This is a genomic window from Luteimonas terrae (genome assembly GCF_031457535.1).
Taxonomy (GTDB): Bacteria; Pseudomonadota; Gammaproteobacteria; order Xanthomonadales; family Xanthomonadaceae; genus Luteimonas; species Luteimonas terrae_A.
Map to the genome: position 1 here is coordinate 128,424 of NZ_JAVDWO010000006.1, position 17,995 is coordinate 146,418.

Genomic DNA, 17,995 nt, shown 5'->3' on the forward strand with positions numbered 1-17,995 from the left:
GGCATCGTACCTTCGGCCAATAGCTGCGGCCGGCGGCGCTGCCGACACTGCCCACCCATCGGCCATCGGGCCGCCGCACCGTGGAAAGACATGGATTTCGTGATCGTGCTGGGCGCGCTGGTATTCCTGATGGTGGTCGCCTACCGCGGCTACAGCGTGATCCTGTTCGCACCGATCGCTGCAATGGGAGCAGTGCTGCTGACCGACCCCAGCCTGGTGGCGCCGATGTTCACCGGCCTGTTCATGGACAAGATGGTCGGCTTCCTGAAGCTGTATTTCCCTGTATTCCTGCTCGGCGCGGTGTTCGGCAAGCTGATCGAGATCTCGGGATTCTCGAAATCGATCGTCGCCGCGACCATCCGGCTGTTCGGGCCGAAGCAGGCGCTGATGTCGATCGTCGTGGTCTGCGCGCTGCTGACCTACGGCGGGGTCTCGCTGTTCGTGGTCGTGTTCGCGGTCTACCCCTTCGCCGCCGAGCTGTTCCGGCAGGGCGACATTCCCAAACGCCTGATCCCGGGCACGATCGCGCTCGGTGCGTTCACCTTCACGATGATGGCGCTGCCGGGGACGCCGCAGATCCAGAACATCATCCCGACCGCATTTTTCGGCACAGACTCCTGGGCCGCCCCTGTGCTGGGCACGCTCGGGTCGGTACTGATCTTCGCCACCGGCATGCTCTATCTGGAATGGCGCCGCCGCGCGGCGGCCGCTGCGGGCGAAGGCTACGGGGTGGACCTGCGCAACGAACCCGAACCATTCATCGGTGATCGCCTGGCACATCCCCTGGTCGCATTGCTGCCACTGCTGCTGGTGGGCATCGCCAATAAAGTGTTCACCATGGCGATTCCGCAGCTCTACGGCAGCAGCCATGCGTTCCCGTCGTCGGCCATGCAGGATGCGGTCCCGGTGGTGCAGGAGATCTCCCGCGTCGCGGCGATCTGGGCGGTCCAGGGGGCCTTGCTGGTGGGCATCGTCGCGGTGCTCGTGCTGGCATGGCGTCCGGTGCGGGCGAAGTTTGCCGAAGGCAGCCGCACGGCCGTGGCTGGGGCGCTGCTGGCATCGATGAACACCGCATCCGAGTACGGTTTCGGCGCCGTCATCGCGGCTCTGCCCGGCTTCCTGCTGGTCGCCAACTCGCTCAACTCGATCCCCGACCCGCTGGTCAACGAGGCGGTCACGGTCACCGCGCTGGCCGGCATCACCGGCTCGGCGTCGGGCGGCATGAGCATCGCGCTGGCCGCGATGGCCGAAAGTTTCATCGCCAACGCGCAGGCGGCGGGCATTCCGATGGAGGTGCTGCACCGGGTGGCGGCGATGGCCTCGGGCGGTATGGACACGCTGCCGCACAACGGCGCGGTGATCACCCTGCTCGCGGTCACCGGTCTCACGCATCGCCAGTCCTACAAGGACATCTTCGCGATCACGTTGATCAGCACCGCTGCGGTGTTCGCGGTGATCGCGCTGCACTACCTCACCGGCTGGGTCTGACGGCCGATCCGATCACCGCACCTGACGCGCGAACTGCACGATCGCCTGCTGCGACAGCGCGCCGGACTGGCGGGCGATCTCGCGCCCGCCCGCAAACAGCACCAGAGTCGGAATGCTGCGGATATGGAAGCGTCCGCCCAGCACCGGCTCGGCTTCGGTATCGACCTTGGCCAGCACGATCTGCGGCGTGAGCTGCGCAGCGGCCTGCTCGAACGCAGGCGCCATCGTCCGGCACGGCCCGCACCACGGCGCCCAGAAGTCCACCAGCACTGGCAGGTCCGACTGCAGCGCATGTGCGTCGAAGCTGCCCGCAGTCAACGCGATCGGGTGCGCCGGCAGCAACGCGGCATGGCAACGGCCGCAGGTCGGCGCTTCCGACAGACGTGCCTGCGGCACGCGATTGCGGGTGTGGCACTGCGGGCAGGCGACGATGGCGGTATCGGTCATGGGACGCTCCTCTGCACGCAGCTGCGCGCGGCGATGTCGACGTGGGAATGCCGCCTTCGGATCGCTCAGGCGGCGCCGGCCAGCAAACGCGTGACCAGCGCTTCATAGAGATCGGGCAGCGCCTCGAGATCGGCGACGCGGACGTGTTCGTCGACCTGGTGAATGCTGGCATTGACAGGTCCAATCTCGATGCACTGCGCGCCCAGCGGCGCGATGAAGCGTGCATCCGACGTGCCGCCGCCGGTGCTTTCCTCGGGCGGTACGCCGGCGAACGTGGTCAGCACTTCGCGTGCCGCGGCGCGCAGCGTGCCTTCCGGCGTGTAGAAGGGCTCACCGCTTCGGTGCCAGGCGAGCGTGTAGTCCAGACCGTGGCGATCCAGCAGCGCCGCAATCTCCGCTTCCAGCTTCGGCGCGTCCCAATGCGGCGTGTAACGCAGATTGAACTGCACGGTCGCAGTGCCGGGAATGACGTTGGTCGCGCCGGTGCCGGCGGCGATGTTGCTGATCTGCAGGCTGGTCGGTGGAAAGGATTCGAAGCCCTCGTCCCAGCGCCAGGCGACGAGTTCGGCCAACGCGGGCGCCGCGTCGTGGATCGGGTTGCGCGCCTTCTCCGGATACGCCACATGCCCCTGCACGCCACGCACCGTCAGCGTCGCCGACAGACTGCCGCGCCGACCCACGCGCAGCAGATCGCCGAGCGTCGCGGTCGAAGACGGCTCGCCCGTGATGCACCAGTCGATGCGCGTGCCGCGCTCGGCAAACGTCCGCGCGACGCGGCGCACACCGTCGATCGCCTCGCCTTCTTCGTCGGAGGTCAGCAGCAATGCGAGCGTGCCCACGTGGTCGGGATGCGCGGCGACGAATCGTTCGGCCGCGACTACGAACGCCGCGACGCCGCTTTTCATGTCCGCCGCGCCGCGCCCGTACAGCACGCCGTCGCGGATCTCGGGTTCAAAGGGCTTCGATGTCCACGCCTCGACGGGCCCGCTCGGCACGACATCCGTGTGGCCCAGCAGCACCAGCACCGGCGCGCCCTGCCCGTGCGTGGCCCAGAGATTGTCGACCTCGCCGTAGCGCAGCGACTCGATCGAAAAACCCGCCGCCTGCAGACGCGCGGCGATCAGCGCCTGGCAGCCGGCGTCGTCGGGCGTGACCGACTTGCGTGCGATCAGGTCGCGGGTGAGATCGAGGACGTCGGACATGGAACTCTCGTGTGGGGCCGCGCTCGCGCGCGAAGAGGCTTTGCCGGGAACGCACCCTCGCGCGCAAGCGCGCTCCTACAGGGCGACTCTGCCGCACGCCATCTGCATCAATCGATACCGAAGCGTTTCTTGAAGCCGTTGTCGCTGAAGCCCTGGCTGATCTCGCCGTCGTCGGTCACCACCAGCGGACGCCGGATCAGCTGCGGATACTCGCGCAGCAGCAGCTTCCACTCCGCATCGCTGGCCGCGGCCTTGCGGTTGTCCGGCAGCTGGCGCCAGGTCGTCGAGGACTTGTTGACCATCGCCTCGAAGCCACCGAGCTTGCCGGCCCATTCGATCAGCGTCTCCGGCGTCGGCTTGGCATCGCGATAGTCGATGAAGATGTATGCAACGCCGAAGCGGTCAAGCCACTTCAAGGCTTTCTTGCAGGTGTCGCAGTTCTTCAGGCCGTAGACGGTCGCGGGCATCGCGCTCAGTCCGCCAGGCCGCGCAGTAGCACGTTGACCGAGGTCTTGCTGCGCGTCTTCTCGTCGACCTGCTTGACGATCACCGCGCAATACAGCGAATGCGAACCGTCCTGGGCCGGCAGCTGGCCAGAGACGACGACACTGCCCGGCGGCACGTAGCCGTAGCTGACTTCGCCGGTCGCGCGGTTGTAGATCCGGGTCGACTGGCCGAGGAACACGCCCATGCCGATCACGCTGTGGTGGCCGACGACCACGCCTTCGACGACTTCCGAGCGCGCGCCGATAAAGCAGTGGTCCTCGATGATCGTCGGGCTGGCCTGCAGCGGTTCCAGCACGCCGCCGATACCGGCGCCGCCCGACAGATGCACGTGTTTGCCGATCTGCGCGCAACTGCCGACCGTCGCCCAGGTGTCGACCATCGTGCCCTCGCCGACGTAGGCGCCGATGTTGACGAAGCTCGGCATCAATACGACGTCGCGGCCGAAATACGTGCCGCGACGAACGGCAGCGCCCGGCACCACGCGGACGCCAGCGGCCTTGAATTTCGCTTCGTCGAAGCCGGCGAAACGCGGCTCGACCTTGTCCCAGAACGGCGCCGGCTGCGCGTCGACGATGGCCATGTCGTTGGTACGGAAATACAGCAGCACCGCCTTCTTCAGCCACTCGTTGACCTGCCAGCCGCCGTTGCCATCGGGCTGCGCGACGCGCAGTTCGCCCGACTCCAGCCCCTGCATCGCCTGCTCGACCGCCGGTTTGACGACATCAAAGATCTCGGCGGCGGTCAGTTCGGCGCGACGCGCGAACGCGTCCTCGATGGTGGTCTGCAGGGCTTGGGTCATGACGGGACTTCGTGGGGAAAACGGGGCGTTATCGTGCCACGTCGCCGTCGATCGAGGCGAGCAGCGCGGTGCGCAGCGCGTCGCGCGCATCTTCATCGAGCAGACGACCGGCGTTGTCGCTGAGACGGAACACGTCCTCGACGCGTTCGCCGAACGTCGCCACGCGCGCGTCGTGGACGCGCACGCCGTGCTGGCGCAGCTCGTGCGCAACGTCGGCCAACAGGCCGGGACGATCCGTGCAGACGAGACTGAAGACCGTATGGCGGCCATCCGCGCTGGTATTGAATTCGATGCGCGGCGGCACCCGGAAATGCCGCAGATGCCGCGGCTGCGCGCGGCGTGCGGGGCGCAGGTCCAGCGAGCCGGTCAATACCGTGGTGAGCGTGCGCTCGATCGCAGTGAGCTCGAGGCTCTGCCGCGTATCGGCCGGCAGCACCTGGAACACGTCGAAGATCGTGCCGCCCGGCCCGTCCAGCGCGCGCGCCTGCTGGATCACCAGACCGAGACGGTCGAGGGTGATGACGATGGCCGAGAACAGGCCGTCGCGATCCGGCGAATGTACGAAGACTTCCAGCGCCTGCGCGCCCGCGGCGAGCCGGCGTACGCGCACGACGACATCGCCGTCGATCGTGTCGCGCAGGCCCAGCGCCTGCCAGACCACCTGGTCGGCACGGCCGCGCAGGAAACTCTCCTGCGGAATCCGCGTGAACAACGCATCGGCCTCACTGTCGTTGACGCCATGCGCCGACAGCAGGCCGCGCGCGCGATCGCGCGCCTCGGCGATGCGCTCGACGGCGGCGACCGGATTCTCCAGACCGCGCCGCAGGGCCAGCCGTGTTGCGCTGCGCAGATCGGTCAGCAGCCGGTCCTTCCACGCATTCCAGAGTTTTGGCGAAGTGCCGGCGATGTCGGCGCAGGTCAGCAGGTAGAGGTAATCGAGGCGCTCGCGGTCGGCGACCTCGGTCGCAAATTTGTGGATCACTGCAGGATCGGAGATGTCGAGCTTCTGCGCGCTGGTCGACATCAGAAGATGACGCTTGACCAGCCATTCGACGAGCGCGGTATCGGGATCGCCCAGGCCGTGGCCTTCGCAGAACTCGCGCGCATCGACCGCGCCGAGTTCGGAATGGTCGCCGCCGCGGCCCTTGGCGATGTCATGGAACAGGCCGGCGATCAGCAGCAGTTCCGGCTTGCGCAGCTGCGGCCAGACTTCGTGCGCGCTGGAGAAGCGCTCGTCCGGTGCCTCCGACGCGAAACTGGCGATGTTGCGCAGCACCGCGAGCGTGTGCTGATCGACCGTGTAGACGTGAAATAGGTCGAACTGCATGCGCCCCGTGACGTTGGCGAACTCGGGAATCCACACACCCAGCACGCCCAGCCGCGCCATGCGTTCGAGCGTGCGCACCGGAATCGGCCCGCGTAGCAGGCCGAGGAACTGATCGCGCAGCTCGGTCGACGCATTGCGCCACGAGGGCAGCGCATGCAGCGATTCGGCCAGCGCGCGCGCGGTTTGCGAATGCAGACCCCGCAGTTCCTGATGATCGGCCCACATCGCGAACAGGTCGAACACGCGGGCGATGTCGCCGCCCGGCCAGACATCGTCGCGCGCGACCAGATAGCCGCGCTGGCTGCCGAACTCGGCATCGAGCGGCCGCAGCGTGCCCTCGCCTTCGATCTGCTCCTCGAACCGCTGCAGCAGGCGTTCGCTGATCCGCTGCACCACCGAGGCGCTGCGGTAGAACTCCTGCATCATCTTTTCGACCAGCCGGTTCTCGACAGGCGCGTCGTCCGCGGCCTCGACGTGATGCAACCGCGCGGCGAGCGCCTTCTGGTAGTCGAAACGCAGGCGCTCTTCGGCCTTACCGGCGACCAGATGCAGACCGAAACGCAGGCGCGACAGCGTGCGCCGTTCGCGCTCCAGCGTGGCGTGTTCGTCGACGCCGAGCTGGCCCAACGCGATCAGCTCTTCGGTGCCGTAGACGCCGAGCACGCGCCGCGCCATCCAGCGCAGGTTGTGCACGTCGCGCAGGCCGCCAGGCCCGTCCTTGATGTTGGGTTCGAGATTGTCGGCCGTGTCGCCGAAGCGCGCATGACGCATCTCGAGTTCGCGGCGCTTGGCGTGGAAGAAATCGTCCGCCGGCCAGACCCTGGTATCGGCGATCGCGTCCATCAACGCGCGGACCTCGCCGATATTGGCCAGCAGCGGCCGCGCTTCCAGCAGCGCCGTCAGCACGGTCACATCGTCGGCGGCGCGCGTGCATTCTTCGAAACTGCGCACCGCGTGGCCAACCGGCAGGCCGAAGTCCCACAGCAGCGCGAGCATGCGGCCCAGTGCTTCGGCGTGCTCGGTCTGCGCCTGCGATGTGGCAATAACCAGCAGATCGATGTCGGAATGCGGAAACAGCTCGCCACGGCCATATCCGCCGACCGCGAACAGCGCCAACGGCGCATCGCCCGGAATGCAGCGCGCCCAGGCCTTGCGCACCCAGCCATCGACCGCATTCGCCCGCGCAGCGAGCAAACGGTCGATGTGCTGGCCGGCGTCGAAGCCCTGGGCCAGGCGCGCGTCATGCGCGGCAAGCGCGGCACGCGCCTCCGCCACCCATGTCATGTCGTCGCTGTCGGCGCCGGGGACCTGGGGGGCGGTGCGCTCGGCCACGTCAGAGGAACGCGTCGTTGTCGTCGCCGGGGATACGGGTCAGCACGTCCACGCCATCGGCGGTGACGGCCACCGTGTGCTCCCACTGCGCCGACAGCTTCCGGTCCTTGGTGACGACGGTCCAGCCATCGGGCAGCACCTTGGTGAAGCGCGTGCCTTCGTTGATCATGGGCTCGATCGTGAAGGTCATGCCCTCCTTGAGCACGACGCCGGCGCCTGGCGTGCCGTAGTGCAGCACCTGCGGCTCGTCATGGTAGACCTTGCCGATGCCGTGGCCGCAGTACTCGCGCACCACGCTGAAACGCTCGCCTTCCGCGTATTTCTGGATCGCGTGACCGACGTCGCCGAGTGTCGCGCCCGGCTTGACCTCGCGGATCCCGCGCCACATCGCCTCGCGCGTCACCTCGACCAGGCGCCGCGCCATCACCGACGGCGTGCCGACGAAGTACATCCGGCTCGTATCACCATGCCAACCGTCCTTGATGACGGTGACGTCGATATTGATGATGTCGCCGTCCTTGAGGACCTTGGCGTCGTTCGGAATACCGTGGCAGATGACGTTGTTGGCCGAGATGCACGTCGTCTTGGGATAGCCCTTGTAGCCGACGTTCGCGGGAATCGCGCCCTGCACCCGGATGATGTGGTCGTAGCAGATGCGGTCCAGTTCCTCGGTCGTCACGCCCGGCTTCACATGCGGGGCGACGATCTGCAGCACCTCGGCCGCGAGCCGGCCGGCCACGCGCATCTTCTCGATTTCTTCGGGCGTCTTGGTGTGGATACTCATGACGGCATTATCGCCGAATTGAGTGCACGGGGGGCGACTGAGCGGTCAACATCCGCGATCTCCAGCAGAGCTTCGATCGCCTCAAACGGAAGGCCTCCGTATGACGCCCTCGTCAGCAGGCTCAAATCGCGCCGGCCCACCGTACGCATTTACTGCATGAATTTCCGGATGTACGCATCAATGGGGAGCTGTAGACGCGAGGCCTGCGGTCCGACATACGCAGTCCTCTTGCTGGAGCCACCCGCCCACCTCGTGCCGCATGCACGTTTCGCAAAGCAACAGTCCGGGCCGCGTCCGCATGCGCCCCCGGCACCAGGGGCCTGTCGCACCCACCCGCGATGACTGCTACACTTCCGCTGCTGTGCGGGGTGACCCGCCGCCGATGCCGGGCGTCACCGGCAAATACACACCTGCTGCAATGTCCCGTGCCGGGGTGCCTCGAATGAGGTTCGGTCACGGAGGCGGCAGGGAGGCCCAACCCCGGAACCATCGCCCCGCCCCCGTGCGGTGCAACCGCCCATACCCGACCGTGGCGGCCGGTTCCAATGCCAGGAGTTTCACCATGCCCCAGATCACCATGCGCCAGATGCTGGAAGCCGGCGTCCATTTCGGCCACCAGACGCGCTACTGGAATCCCAAGATGTCGCCGTACATCTTCGGTGCCCGCGGCAAGATCCACATCATCAACCTCGAGAAGACCGTTCCGCTGTTCAACGACGCGATGAACTTCATCTCGGGTATCGCGCAGAAGCGCGGCATGATCCTGTTCATCGGCACCAAGCGCAGCGCGCGCGAAGCGATCAAGGAAGAAGCCGAGCGTTGCGGCATGCCGTTCATGACCCAGCGCTGGCTCGGCGGCACGCTGACCAACTTCGCCACGGTGAAGAAGTCGGTGTCGCGCCTGAAGGAGCTGGAAGCGGCTGAAACCGACGGCACGTTCGAAAAGCTGGTCAAGCACGAAGTGCTGGGCCTGCGTCGCGAGCGCGACAAGCTGGAAGCCTCGCTCGGCGGCATCAAGGACATGAACCGCCTGCCCGACGCGCTGTTCGTCATCGACATCGGTCATGAAGACATCGCCATCAAGGAAGCCAAGAAGCTCGGCATTCCGGTGATCGCGGTCGTCGACACGAACTACGATCCGGCCCTGGTCGACTACGCCATTCCGGGTAACGACGACGCCATCCGCGCCGTGCAGTTGTACGCGAACGCCGCGGCCGACGCCGTGCTGGAAGGCAAGGCTGCGACGCCGAGCGCGGCGACCGTGCGTGAGGAAGAGTTCGTCGAAGGCGGCGAGAAGCCGGGCCGCGCACCGCGTGGCAAGAAAGCCGAAGAGGCTGCCCCGGCCGAAGCACCTGCAGCACCTGCGGCCGAGTAACCGCCGCGACATGCGGCCGTCCCATGCTGGACGGCCGCGCATCACGCCGTGCGCGGATGTTCGCGCTGTCAGCGTCGATCCCCTGAGGCGAGCCCTGGCTCGCCCGACAATCCCCGAATTCAGAGGTCCCAATGGAAATTACCGCTTCCCTGGTCAAGGAACTGCGCGAGCGCACCGGCGCCGGCATGATGGAGTGCAAGAAAGCGCTCAGCGAAACCGCAGGCAACATCGATGCCGCAGCCGAGGCGCTGCGCAAGTCGGGTCTGGCCAAGGCCGACAAGAAGGCTGATCGCGTCGCCGCCGAAGGCCGCATTGCGGCTGCCCAGAGCGACAGCGTCGCCGTGCTGGTCGAAATCAACTCCGAGACCGACTTCGTCGCCAAGGATGACAACTTCCTGCGCTTCACCGACGTCGTCGCCCAGACCGCACTGGCCTCCGGCGCAGCCGATGCCGACGCGCTGAAGGCCGCCAAGGTCGAGTCCGGCGAGACGATCGAGGAAACCCGCGCCGCGGTGATCTCCAAGGTCGGCGAGAACGTGCAGATCCGTCGCCTAGTCCGCGTCGAGAGCGCGAACAACGTCGCTGCGTACGTGCACGGTGGCCGCATCGGCGTGCTGGTCGAGCTCAAGGGCGGCGATGCCGACCTCGCCCGCGGCCTGGCGATGCACGTTGCCGCGATGAACCCGCCCTACAACAAGGCGAGCGACGTCCCGACGGATTTCGTTGAGAAGGAAAAGGAAATCGAACTGGCCAAGATGTCCGAGAAGGACAAGAGCAAGCCGGCCGACATCCTCGAGAAGATCATCAGCGGCAAGATGAGCAAGATCGTCAACGAGGTCACGCTGTACGGCCAGCCCTATGTGCTCGACACCGACAAGACCGTCGAAGCCGTGCTGAAGGCCGCAGGCGCCGAAGTCATCGGCTTCCAGCGCCTGGCCGTCGGCGAAGGCATCGAGAAGGTGGTCGAGGATTACGCCGCCGAAGTGATGAAGCAGGCCGGTCTGGCCTGATTCTCCTCGTCTGTCGACGCTGCGGCGTCGACAACGTCGGCTGATTGAAGAAGCGCGCCCGCAGGGGCGCGTTTTCTTTTTGGGCGTCGTCGAAACAGGGCTATGTAGATACGGGATCAGTCCGCACGTGGACTGCACGCCGTCCTCCCTCGTACTGACTGCCTTTGGTGCGCCACAACGTGACCCCAGCAGGGATATTTTCGCCCTTGCGAATCCAGGGCAACGCCAGCCAACAGACACGTTGGGCTCTTGTAGATAATTTCTCGCCGCACTCAGGCGCCCGCACAGACAGATACGAAAACGCCCGGCCAAAGCCGGGCGTTTCAAGCAACTCACGGAGCTTGCCCTACTCCAGTTCGCGAACTCCGAGCTCCTGAAGCGCGTTGCGCATCAGCACTGCGGCTGGCTCGCTGAGCTTCTCGTTATCGAGCGCGTAGCGGATCGTCGCCTCGATCAGTCCGAGATGCGTACCACAATCGAAGCGGACACCCTTGAACCGGTAGGCATGCACAGGTTGCTCGGCGAGCAGCGCCGCGATCGCGTCGGTCAACTGGATCTCCCCACCCGCGCCAGGCTTGGTGTTCTCGAGCAGTTCGAAGATGCGCCCGTCGAGCACGTATCGACCCACGACTGCCAGCGTACTCGGCGCGTCCTCCGGTCTGGGCTTCTCGACCATCGCATTGATGCGCCCATGGCGCCCCTCGAACGCATCCGTCGCAACGATGCCGTAGCTGGCCGTCTGTTCGCGCGCGACATCCTGCACGGCGATCATGCTCGCACCGGTCGCCTCGTGCGCATCCGCCATCTGTCGCAGCGCACCGGCGCCATTGCGGTTCCACAGCAGGTCGTCGGGCAGCATCACCGCAAACGGCTCGTCGCCGATGACCGCGCGCGCGCAGAGCACCGCGTGACCGAGACCACGCGCCTCGGGCTGCGTCACGAAGATCGCCTGCACCCCATCAGGCAGCGGGCGCCGGACCTTTTCCAGAAGTTCATGCTTGCCCGCCGCTTCCAGCCGGTCCTCAAGCTCATAGGCCTTGTCGAAGTAGTCGCCGATTGCGTGCTTGTAGCGATTGGTGACGAACACCAGCGTGTCGCAGCCTGCCTCGATCGCCTCGTCCACCGCGTACTGGATCAGGGGCCGGTCGACGATCGGCAGCATTTCCTTGGGGACTGTCTTGGTCGCCGGCAGGAAGCGCGTCCCGAGTCCTGCAACGGGAAACACTGCCTTGCGGATCCTCTGCGTCATGGTTGTCTCGCGTGTCGTGGTGGGAACGCGACAATCGTCGCACCTTCGTTGTGTGTAGATCGCGATTGCAACGGCGCGAATTCCGGCACTGCCTCCCGCAGCGCCGATGCCAGCTGCTCCAGGTCGTACCGGGCCACGCCATCGGACAGCTTTGTCAGCGCAGCCGCGAGTCGCTCCGCGTGCACCGTGCGCGCTTCTGCAAGCAGGATCTTGGGGTGCGTGGTGGGCCGATACCGCTCGTCCGCATGAAACAGCGTCTCATGCAACTTTTCGCCCGGACGCAGGCCCGAATACACGATGGCGATATCCTGATCGGGATGCTTGCCAGCGAGGCGGATCATCTGCTCGGCCAATAGGCGGATCGAGACGGGCTCGCCCATGTCCAGGGTGTAGACCGCCTGCGCCGAGCCGATGGCGACCGACTGCATGATCAGCTGGCAGGCCTCGGGAATCGTCATGAAGTAACGCGTGACTTCGGGATCGGTCACGGTCACTGGACCGCCGCGGCGGATCTGCTCCCGGAAAAGCGGGACCACGCTGCCAGCCGAATCGAGCACGTTGCCGAATCGCACGGTAATGAAATCGGTGGACGAACCGCCAGCCAGATCCTGACAGACCATTTCGGCGAGGCGCTTGGTCGCACCGAGCACGTTGACCGGGTCGACCGCCTTGTCGGTGGAGATCAAGACGAAGGTACCAACCGCATGCGCGATCGCCGCATTCGCAACCGCACGCGTCGAGAGCACGTTGTTGCGCACACCCTCGCGCAGCTGCGCCTCGAGCACCGGCACCTGCTTGTACGCCGCGGCATGGAAGACGGCGTCAGGCGCGGACAGGCGCATCGCATGGTCGATCACAGCCATATCGCCGCAATCACCAAGCACCGGAACCAGCGTGATTCTCGGAAAGTCGCGGCGTAGTTCGCTCTCGATCCTGGTCAGCGCCAGTTCGTCCATCTCCACCAGCGCAATCTGCGCAGTGCCATTGCGCGCGCACTGGCGGCACAACTCCGAACCGATCGATCCACCGGCGCCCGTCACCAGCACACTGCGCCCTCGGAAGCACGCACGGATCGCCTTCCAGTCCGGCATGACCGGCTTGCGACCGAGCAAGTCCTCGATCGCAACTTCTTTGAGCTCGCCGGGCAAGGAACGCCCTTCGAGCAGATCGTCGAGCTTGGGCACGGTGCGGAACGGGAGGCTCGTCCGCTCACACGCCTCGACGACCTTGCGCATCGCCGCAGCGTCGGCGGACGGCATCGCGATCACCAGCAGCTTGGCCGCTGTTTCCGGCGCGACCTGTTCGACATCGCGGATGCGACCCAGCACCGGCACGCCCTGCAGTTGGCTGCCGCGCAGCTTGGGCGCGTCATCGAGGAAGCCGACGGGATCGTAAGCGCCCGTGCGGCGCAGGTCGCGCACCAGCGTTTCGCCGGCCTGTCCGGCGCCCAGAATCAGAACCCGCACGGCGGACTGGCTGGTCCGCGTCATGCCGTGGTCCTTCCACGCGCGATACAGCAGCCGGGGCATGCCCAGCAACGCCGCCAGCAGCAATGGATAGGTGATCAGGACCGTCCGCGGGACCAAATCGAGCCGGTTATAGACAAACAGCACCAGCATGATTGTGAGCAGGCCCAGCACAGCAGCCTTCACGATGTTCATTAGATCGGGCACGCTGGCGAATCGCCACACACCGCGATACAGGCCGACGCGCCAGAAGATCAGGCCTTGCGCCAGCAGGATCAGCGCGATTTCGGCCGACCAGAACGTGAAGGGGGGCGCATTCTCCATGACCGAATGACGGAACTGGTGCAGGCCGATCCAGCACAGCCACACCATGGTCAAATCGTGCAGCACGACCGCCACACGCGGGCCCATCACGCCGATCCTGGCCTTGAGGTCAATCATCCAGTCGCTTCCCTACGACACGCGCATACGGCGCGCATGCCGGATACGGAAGGTGAGCCAGATGGTGACACCGAGCAGATACCACGTGGCGAAGGCTCCAATGATAACGGGGTGCGTCGCACCTGCCATCCAGATAGCGACAAGCGTCGAAGACAACGTCCAGGCGGCATAGCCACCTGTCACAACGGCATGGGCGTGCCCCGCCTGCACACACCGCTGGTACATATGCTGTACGTGCGGCGTCCACCACCGTTCGCCGCGGATGATGCGGGACAGCAATGTCAACGTCGCGTCAATCAAGAAGGGGCTGATCGGCAGAAGCCATACTAGTCCGCCAACGGGATCCGTCGCCGGCGACAGCGCAATCAGGCAGGCCACCAGGTATCCCAGAGCGCCGCTGCCAACGTCGCCGAGAAAGATCCGGCCCCTGGGAAAGTTGAACGGCAGGAAGCCCGCGCAGGCAGCTGCGGCAACGCAGGCCAGGAACGCGCCTTCGCCATGCATCCCGAGCAACAGAAAGCCCATCGCCACGAGGATCAACTGACTGGCTGCAAGTCCGTTGATCCCGTCCATGAAGTTCCAGACGTTGACCAGACCCAGCGCGAGCGCGAAAACCACGATCGCCCACCACAGGGGCTGCCCTGCCCACGCGACGCCGCACGCCAGGAGCGCGGCTGCGAAGATATGTATGGCCAGCCGGCCCCAAGGCGACAGTGGACGGTGATCGTCGATCCAGCCGATGGCCGCCACCAAGGCGAGGCCACAGGCGCCGAACAGGACGACCGGCGACAAGCGGGCGCCCGCGCAGCCCGACCAGATCATCAGCGGCAACACCACCGCTACGATGGCGATGCCGCCGCCGCGAGGGGTGGCGACCGTATGACTGCGCCGTTCGCCAGGCGCGTCGACCAGCTGACGGGAGAGCGCATAGCGTCGCGCGAGCGCGGTGAGCGCAACGGCCGCCAGAAATGCAGCAGCACACAAGGCCACTACAAGGTACGGAGATGCCGCCACTCAGACCACGGCGTAGTTGAGCAACGGCTTGATCGTGCCCCACTCCTTGCAACTTGGACACTGCCAATGGTGGCTGCGCGCGCCGAAGCCGCACTGCTTGCAGCGATAGCTGGGATTGCGCACCAGCAACTGCTCGGTGATCAGACGCAACTCCTGCAGTGTGCCGACGTGATCGACACCGTCGGCCAGCGTCAGATCGATCAGCGCCGCTTCGCCGCGCACGGAGGGTCGATCCTTGAGTTGCCGCGCGAGATAGGTCCGTGCCGCGCGCACGCCCTCTTCCTGCTCGACCAGCCGCGTCAGTGCCAGCACCGGCGCGACACCCTTGTAATGCTCGGTCATCTGCGACAGGAAGTTGCGCGCGCCTGGCACGTCGCCCACACGTTCATAGGCAGCCAGCAACGGCGCGAGAATCTCGGGCAGAAAATCAGTGTCGTGACGCGCGGCGCGTTCGAACGCACGGATCGCCGCGGCGTCGTTGCCGGCATCGATCTCGATACGCCCTTCCAGGATGCCGGCACGTACCGAGCCCGAATCCGCGGCGTACGCGCGCTGCACGGCGCTACGTGCGCCATCGATATCGCCGGCCGAACGCAGGCGGTCCGCAAGTTCGCATTCGAACTGCGAGATCAGTTTGCCCATCGGCTCGCCAGTCGCCGCCTCATAGCGCGTGGCGTTTTCGATCGCCTTCTGCCAGTCGCGCTCGGACTGGTAGATGCCGATCAGATGCCGCAATGCCTGAGGTGCCCGTTGATCGATCTGCGCCAGATCGGCGAACACCGTTTCTGCGCGATCAAGCAGGCCGGACTTCATGTAGTCCTCGCCCAGCGCAAGCAGCGCCTGCACCTTCTGCTGGTCGTTGAGGTCGGGGCGCTGCACCAGGCCCTGATGCAGGCGGATCGCACGATCGACTTCGCCGCGACGCCGGAACAGATGTCCGAGCGCGACTTGGGTTTCGAATGTGTCCTTGTCGAGTTCCGCGATATGCAGGAACAGTTCGATAGCCTTGTCGGGCTGCTCGTTGAGCAGGTAGTTCAGGCCGCGGAAATAGGTCGTCGACAGGCGGCTGACCTGGGTATCGCTGTGGCGCTCGCCGCCGCGGCGACCGATCACCCAGCCGCTCAGGGCCGCGATCGGCAGCAGCAGGAAGAACCAGAACCACTCGGTCACAAACGCCATGGATCACGCTCCATCGATGGATCGGCCGCGTACGCGCGACCCGGGCCGGCGATGGACATCAAAGCGCAGTGCGCGCCCCGCCGACGGTGCGTCGACGATCCTACCCGCTTGCCGATCCTGCACGCCAACCGTGCGGCAATCCGCACCGGGCGTGGAAAAAGAAAATGGGACCGCGGTGGGCGGTCAGTCTTCGGCCGGCATCGGCTGTACGTCGCTGACGCGATCGCGCAGTTCCTTGCCCGGCTTGAAATGCGGCACATGCTTGCCCGGAAGCGCGACGGCATCGCCGGTCTTCGGGTTGCGTCCGGTCCGCGGCGGACGGAAATGCAGCGAGAAGCTGCCGAAACCACGGACCTCGATCCGATCGCCGGCCGCCAATGCGCCGCCCATCATTTCGAGCATGGCCTTGACCGCTAGGTCGACGTCCTCGCCCTTGAGATGCGCCTGGCGCTGGGTCAGCAGTTCGATGAGTTCCGACTTCGTCATGTCTCGTTCTTGCGAATGCGACAACGCCGGCCCGGGACGAGCCCGGACCGGCGCCGCATGGGCTTACTCGCCCTTGTTGCCAAGCTGCTCGCGCAGCAGCGCGCCCAGCTTCGTGGTGCCGCTCGACGCTTCCGATGCCTGCTTGTTGTACTCAGCCAGGGTCTCGGCGGTTTCCGCCTCGTCCTTCGCCTTGATCGACAGCTGCAGGACGCGGGTCTTGCGATCGACGCCGAAGTACTTGGCCTCGATCTCCTGACCGACCTTCAGATGCTGGCTGGCGTCGTCGACGCGCTGGTCGCTGATGTCACGCGCCTGCACATAGCCTTCCACGCCTTCACCCAGATCGATCACGGCGCCCTTGGCATCGACTTCCTTGACGGTACCGGTGACCTTCGAACCGCGCGGCGTGGTCGCCATGAACTGACCCATCGGGTCCTGCTCAAGCTGCTTGACGCCCAGCGAGATGCGCTCGCGTTCCGGATCGACCGCCAGCACGACGGCCTCGACGGTGTCGCCCTTCTTGAACGCACGTGCCACGTCTTCGCCGGTGGAGTTCCACGCGATGTCCGACAGGTGGATCAGGCCGTCGATACCGCCGTCCAGGCCGATGAAGATGCCGAAGTCGGTGATCGACTTGATCTGGCCGTCGACCTTGTCGCCCTTCTTGTGGATGGCCGCGAAGGTCTCCCACGGGTTCGACGTGACCTGCTTGATACCGAGCGAGATGCGGCGACGCTCCTCGTCGACGTCGAGCACCATGACCTCGAGTTCGTCACCGACCTGCACCACCTTGGACGGGTTGACGTTCTTGTTGGTCCAGTCCATTTCGGACACGTGCACCAGGCCTTCGACGCCCGGCTCGATCTCGACGAACGCGCCGTAATCGGTGACGTTGGAGACCTTGCCGAACACGCGGGTGTTGGACGGGTAACGGCGGGCGATGTTGTCCCACGGATCCTCGCCCAGCTGCTTCAGGCCGAGGCTGACGCGGTTGCGCTCGCGGTCGTACTTCAGCACGCGTACGTCGAGCTCTGCGCCCACTTCCACGACTTCGGACGGATGGCGCACGCGCTTCCAGGCCATGTCGGTGATGTGCAGCAGGCCGTCGATGCCGCCGAGGTCCACGAACGCGCCGTAATCGGTCAGGTTCTTGACGACGCCCTTGAGCACCGCGCCCTCGACCAGCTTCTCCATCAACTGCTCGCGCTCTTCCGAATGCTCGCTCTCGACCACTGCGCGGCGCGAGACGACAACGTTGTTGCGCTTGCGGTCCAGCTTGATCAGCTTGAACTCGAGTTCCTTGCCTTCCAGGTACACCGGGTCGCGCACCGGGCGCACGTCCACCAGCGAACCCGGCAGGAACGCGCGGACGTCCTTGATGTCGACGGTGAAGCCGCCCTTGACCTTGCCACTGATGCGGCCGGTGATGGTCTCGTTCTTCTCGAGGGCTTCCTCGAGTTCGTCCCACACCATCGAGCGCTTGGCCTTCTCGCGCGACAGCACGGTCTCGCCGAAGCCGTTCTCGAGGGAATCCAGCGCCACCTTGACGGAGTCGCCGATGGCGATGTCGATCTCGCCGGCGTCGTTACGGAACTGCTCGATCGGCACGATGCCTTCCGACTTCAGGCCGGCGTTGATCACCACCACGTCGGTGCGCACGTCGACAACGATGCCGGTGACGATGGAGCCTGGCTTGAGCTTGGCCAGATTGGTCTGACTGGCTTCGAACAGTTCTGCGAATGATTCGGTCATTGGTAAATACCTGGTTGACTCAGACTGCGTGGCGGCGCCTTGTCAGCGCGGAGTGCCGGCAGTCCACCCGTTGGTCGGCCGTCGCGGGATTGCAGGGCCGTGAGTGTTGAGGTGAACGGACCGCCGGCTGGAAGGAT

Annotated in this window: 15 protein-coding genes; 3 read left to right on the forward strand and 12 right to left on the reverse strand. The window is 65.8% G+C overall.

The annotated features are described in order from the left end of the window. Positions 1 to 90 precede the first annotated feature (90 nt). Positions 91 to 1,488, forward strand: coding sequence for a GntP family permease (locus tag J2W68_RS08715; RefSeq protein WP_310234682.1), 1,398 nt, complete (start codon positions 91 to 93; stop codon positions 1,486 to 1,488). Between the two features lie 12 nt (positions 1,489 to 1,500). Here J2W68_RS08715 and trxC read toward each other — a convergent pair whose 3' ends face one another. The 6 genes from trxC to map form a co-directional block, all read right to left on the reverse strand. Continuing rightward, positions 1,501 to 1,935, reverse strand: a complete 435-nt coding sequence (gene trxC / locus J2W68_RS08720; protein WP_310234684.1) for a thioredoxin TrxC — start codon at positions 1,933 to 1,935, stop codon at positions 1,501 to 1,503. Positions 1,936 to 2,000: 65 nt separating this feature from the next. Further along, positions 2,001 to 3,137, reverse strand: coding sequence for a succinyl-diaminopimelate desuccinylase (gene dapE / locus J2W68_RS08725; protein WP_310234685.1), 1,137 nt, complete (start codon positions 3,135 to 3,137; stop codon positions 2,001 to 2,003). 107 nt (positions 3,138 to 3,244) lie between these two features. Further along, positions 3,245 to 3,604 (reverse strand): arsenate reductase, encoded by a 360-nt coding sequence (locus J2W68_RS08730; RefSeq protein WP_310234688.1) that lies wholly within the window; start codon positions 3,602 to 3,604, stop codon positions 3,245 to 3,247. Positions 3,605 to 3,609: 5 nt separating this feature from the next. Continuing rightward, positions 3,610 to 4,539 (reverse strand): 2,3,4,5-tetrahydropyridine-2,6-dicarboxylate N-succinyltransferase, encoded by a 930-nt coding sequence (gene dapD / locus J2W68_RS08735; protein WP_310234691.1) that lies wholly within the window; start codon positions 4,537 to 4,539, stop codon positions 3,610 to 3,612. Continuing rightward, positions 4,472 to 7,054 (reverse strand): [protein-PII] uridylyltransferase, encoded by a 2,583-nt coding sequence (gene glnD / locus J2W68_RS08740; RefSeq protein WP_310234973.1) that lies wholly within the window; start codon positions 7,052 to 7,054, stop codon positions 4,472 to 4,474. Before glnD ends, dapD begins: the two co-directional genes overlap by 68 nt. Before the next feature lie 49 nt (positions 7,055 to 7,103). Beyond that, on the reverse strand, positions 7,104 to 7,886 hold the full coding sequence (map, locus tag J2W68_RS08745) for a type I methionyl aminopeptidase (protein ID WP_310234694.1): 783 nt from the start codon (positions 7,884 to 7,886) through the stop codon (positions 7,104 to 7,106). A 562-nt stretch (positions 7,887 to 8,448) separates the two neighbouring features. Here map and rpsB point away from each other — a divergent pair. Both rpsB and tsf read left to right on the forward strand, forming a co-directional pair. Beyond that, on the forward strand, positions 8,449 to 9,261 hold the full coding sequence (rpsB, locus tag J2W68_RS08750) for a 30S ribosomal protein S2 (RefSeq protein ID WP_310234697.1): 813 nt from the start codon (positions 8,449 to 8,451) through the stop codon (positions 9,259 to 9,261). A gap of 131 nt (positions 9,262 to 9,392) precedes the next feature. Next, a complete protein-coding gene (tsf, locus tag J2W68_RS08755) occupies positions 9,393 to 10,271 on the forward strand; it encodes a translation elongation factor Ts (RefSeq protein WP_310234700.1) in 879 nt (292 codons plus the stop codon). A 346-nt stretch (positions 10,272 to 10,617) separates the two neighbouring features. Here the strand turns inward: tsf and galU are convergent, their stop codons facing one another. The 6 genes from galU to rpsA form a co-directional block, all read right to left on the reverse strand. After that, the gene (gene galU / locus J2W68_RS08760; RefSeq protein WP_310234702.1) at positions 10,618 to 11,520 is read right to left on the reverse strand and encodes a UTP--glucose-1-phosphate uridylyltransferase GalU; all 903 of its coding nucleotides are present in this window, start codon (positions 11,518 to 11,520) and stop codon (positions 10,618 to 10,620) included. Beyond that, positions 11,517 to 13,427, reverse strand: a complete 1,911-nt coding sequence (locus J2W68_RS08765) for a polysaccharide biosynthesis protein (RefSeq protein WP_310234704.1) — start codon at positions 13,425 to 13,427, stop codon at positions 11,517 to 11,519. Before J2W68_RS08765 ends, galU begins: the two co-directional genes overlap by 4 nt. Before the next feature lie 12 nt (positions 13,428 to 13,439). Beyond that, positions 13,440 to 14,417, reverse strand: coding sequence for an MraY family glycosyltransferase (locus J2W68_RS08770; RefSeq protein ID WP_310234706.1), 978 nt, complete (start codon positions 14,415 to 14,417; stop codon positions 13,440 to 13,442). 24 nt (positions 14,418 to 14,441) lie between these two features. Then, a complete protein-coding gene (gene lapB / locus J2W68_RS08775; RefSeq protein ID WP_310234709.1) occupies positions 14,442 to 15,620 on the reverse strand; it encodes a lipopolysaccharide assembly protein LapB in 1,179 nt (392 codons plus the stop codon). 183 nt (positions 15,621 to 15,803) lie between these two features. Beyond that, entirely contained in the window at positions 15,804 to 16,106 is a 303-nt protein-coding gene (locus J2W68_RS08780; RefSeq protein ID WP_096009334.1) for an integration host factor subunit beta, read from the reverse strand. A gap of 63 nt (positions 16,107 to 16,169) precedes the next feature. Continuing rightward, the gene (rpsA, locus tag J2W68_RS08785; protein WP_310234711.1) at positions 16,170 to 17,858 is read right to left on the reverse strand and encodes a 30S ribosomal protein S1; all 1,689 of its coding nucleotides are present in this window, start codon (positions 17,856 to 17,858) and stop codon (positions 16,170 to 16,172) included. Positions 17,859 to 17,995 lie beyond the last annotated feature (137 nt).

Coding starts and splice junctions, on each gene's coding strand:
- J2W68_RS08715 (WP_310234682.1), top strand. CDS start 91: ATGGATTTCGTGATCGTGCTGGGCGCGCTGGTATTCCTGATGGTGGTC.
- trxC (WP_310234684.1), bottom strand. CDS start 1,935: ATGACCGATACCGCCATCGTCGCCTGCCCGCAGTGCCACACCCGCAAT.
- dapE (WP_310234685.1), bottom strand. CDS start 3,137: ATGTCCGACGTCCTCGATCTCACCCGCGACCTGATCGCACGCAAGTCG.
- J2W68_RS08730 (WP_310234688.1), bottom strand. CDS start 3,604: ATGCCCGCGACCGTCTACGGCCTGAAGAACTGCGACACCTGCAAGAAA.
- dapD (WP_310234691.1), bottom strand. CDS start 4,539: ATGAAGATGCGCGCGACGCGCTGCGCACCGCGCTGCTCGCCTCGATCG.
- glnD (WP_310234973.1), bottom strand. CDS start 7,054: ATGACATGGGTGGCGGAGGCGCGTGCCGCGCTTGCCGCGCATGACGCG.
- map (WP_310234694.1), bottom strand. CDS start 7,886: ATGAGTATCCACACCAAGACGCCCGAAGAAATCGAGAAGATGCGCGTG.
- rpsB (WP_310234697.1), top strand. CDS start 8,449: ATGCCCCAGATCACCATGCGCCAGATGCTGGAAGCCGGCGTCCATTTC.
- tsf (WP_310234700.1), top strand. CDS start 9,393: ATGGAAATTACCGCTTCCCTGGTCAAGGAACTGCGCGAGCGCACCGGC.
- galU (WP_310234702.1), bottom strand. CDS start 11,520: ATGACGCAGAGGATCCGCAAGGCAGTGTTTCCCGTTGCAGGACTCGGG.
- J2W68_RS08765 (WP_310234704.1), bottom strand. CDS start 13,427: ATGATTGACCTCAAGGCCAGGATCGGCGTGATGGGCCCGCGTGTGGCG.
- lapB (WP_310234709.1), bottom strand. CDS start 15,620: ATGGCGTTTGTGACCGAGTGGTTCTGGTTCTTCCTGCTGCTGCCGATC.
- J2W68_RS08780 (WP_096009334.1), bottom strand. CDS start 16,106: ATGACGAAGTCGGAACTCATCGAACTGCTGACCCAGCGCCAGGCGCAT.
- rpsA (WP_310234711.1), bottom strand. CDS start 17,858: ATGACCGAATCATTCGCAGAACTGTTCGAAGCCAGTCAGACCAATCTG.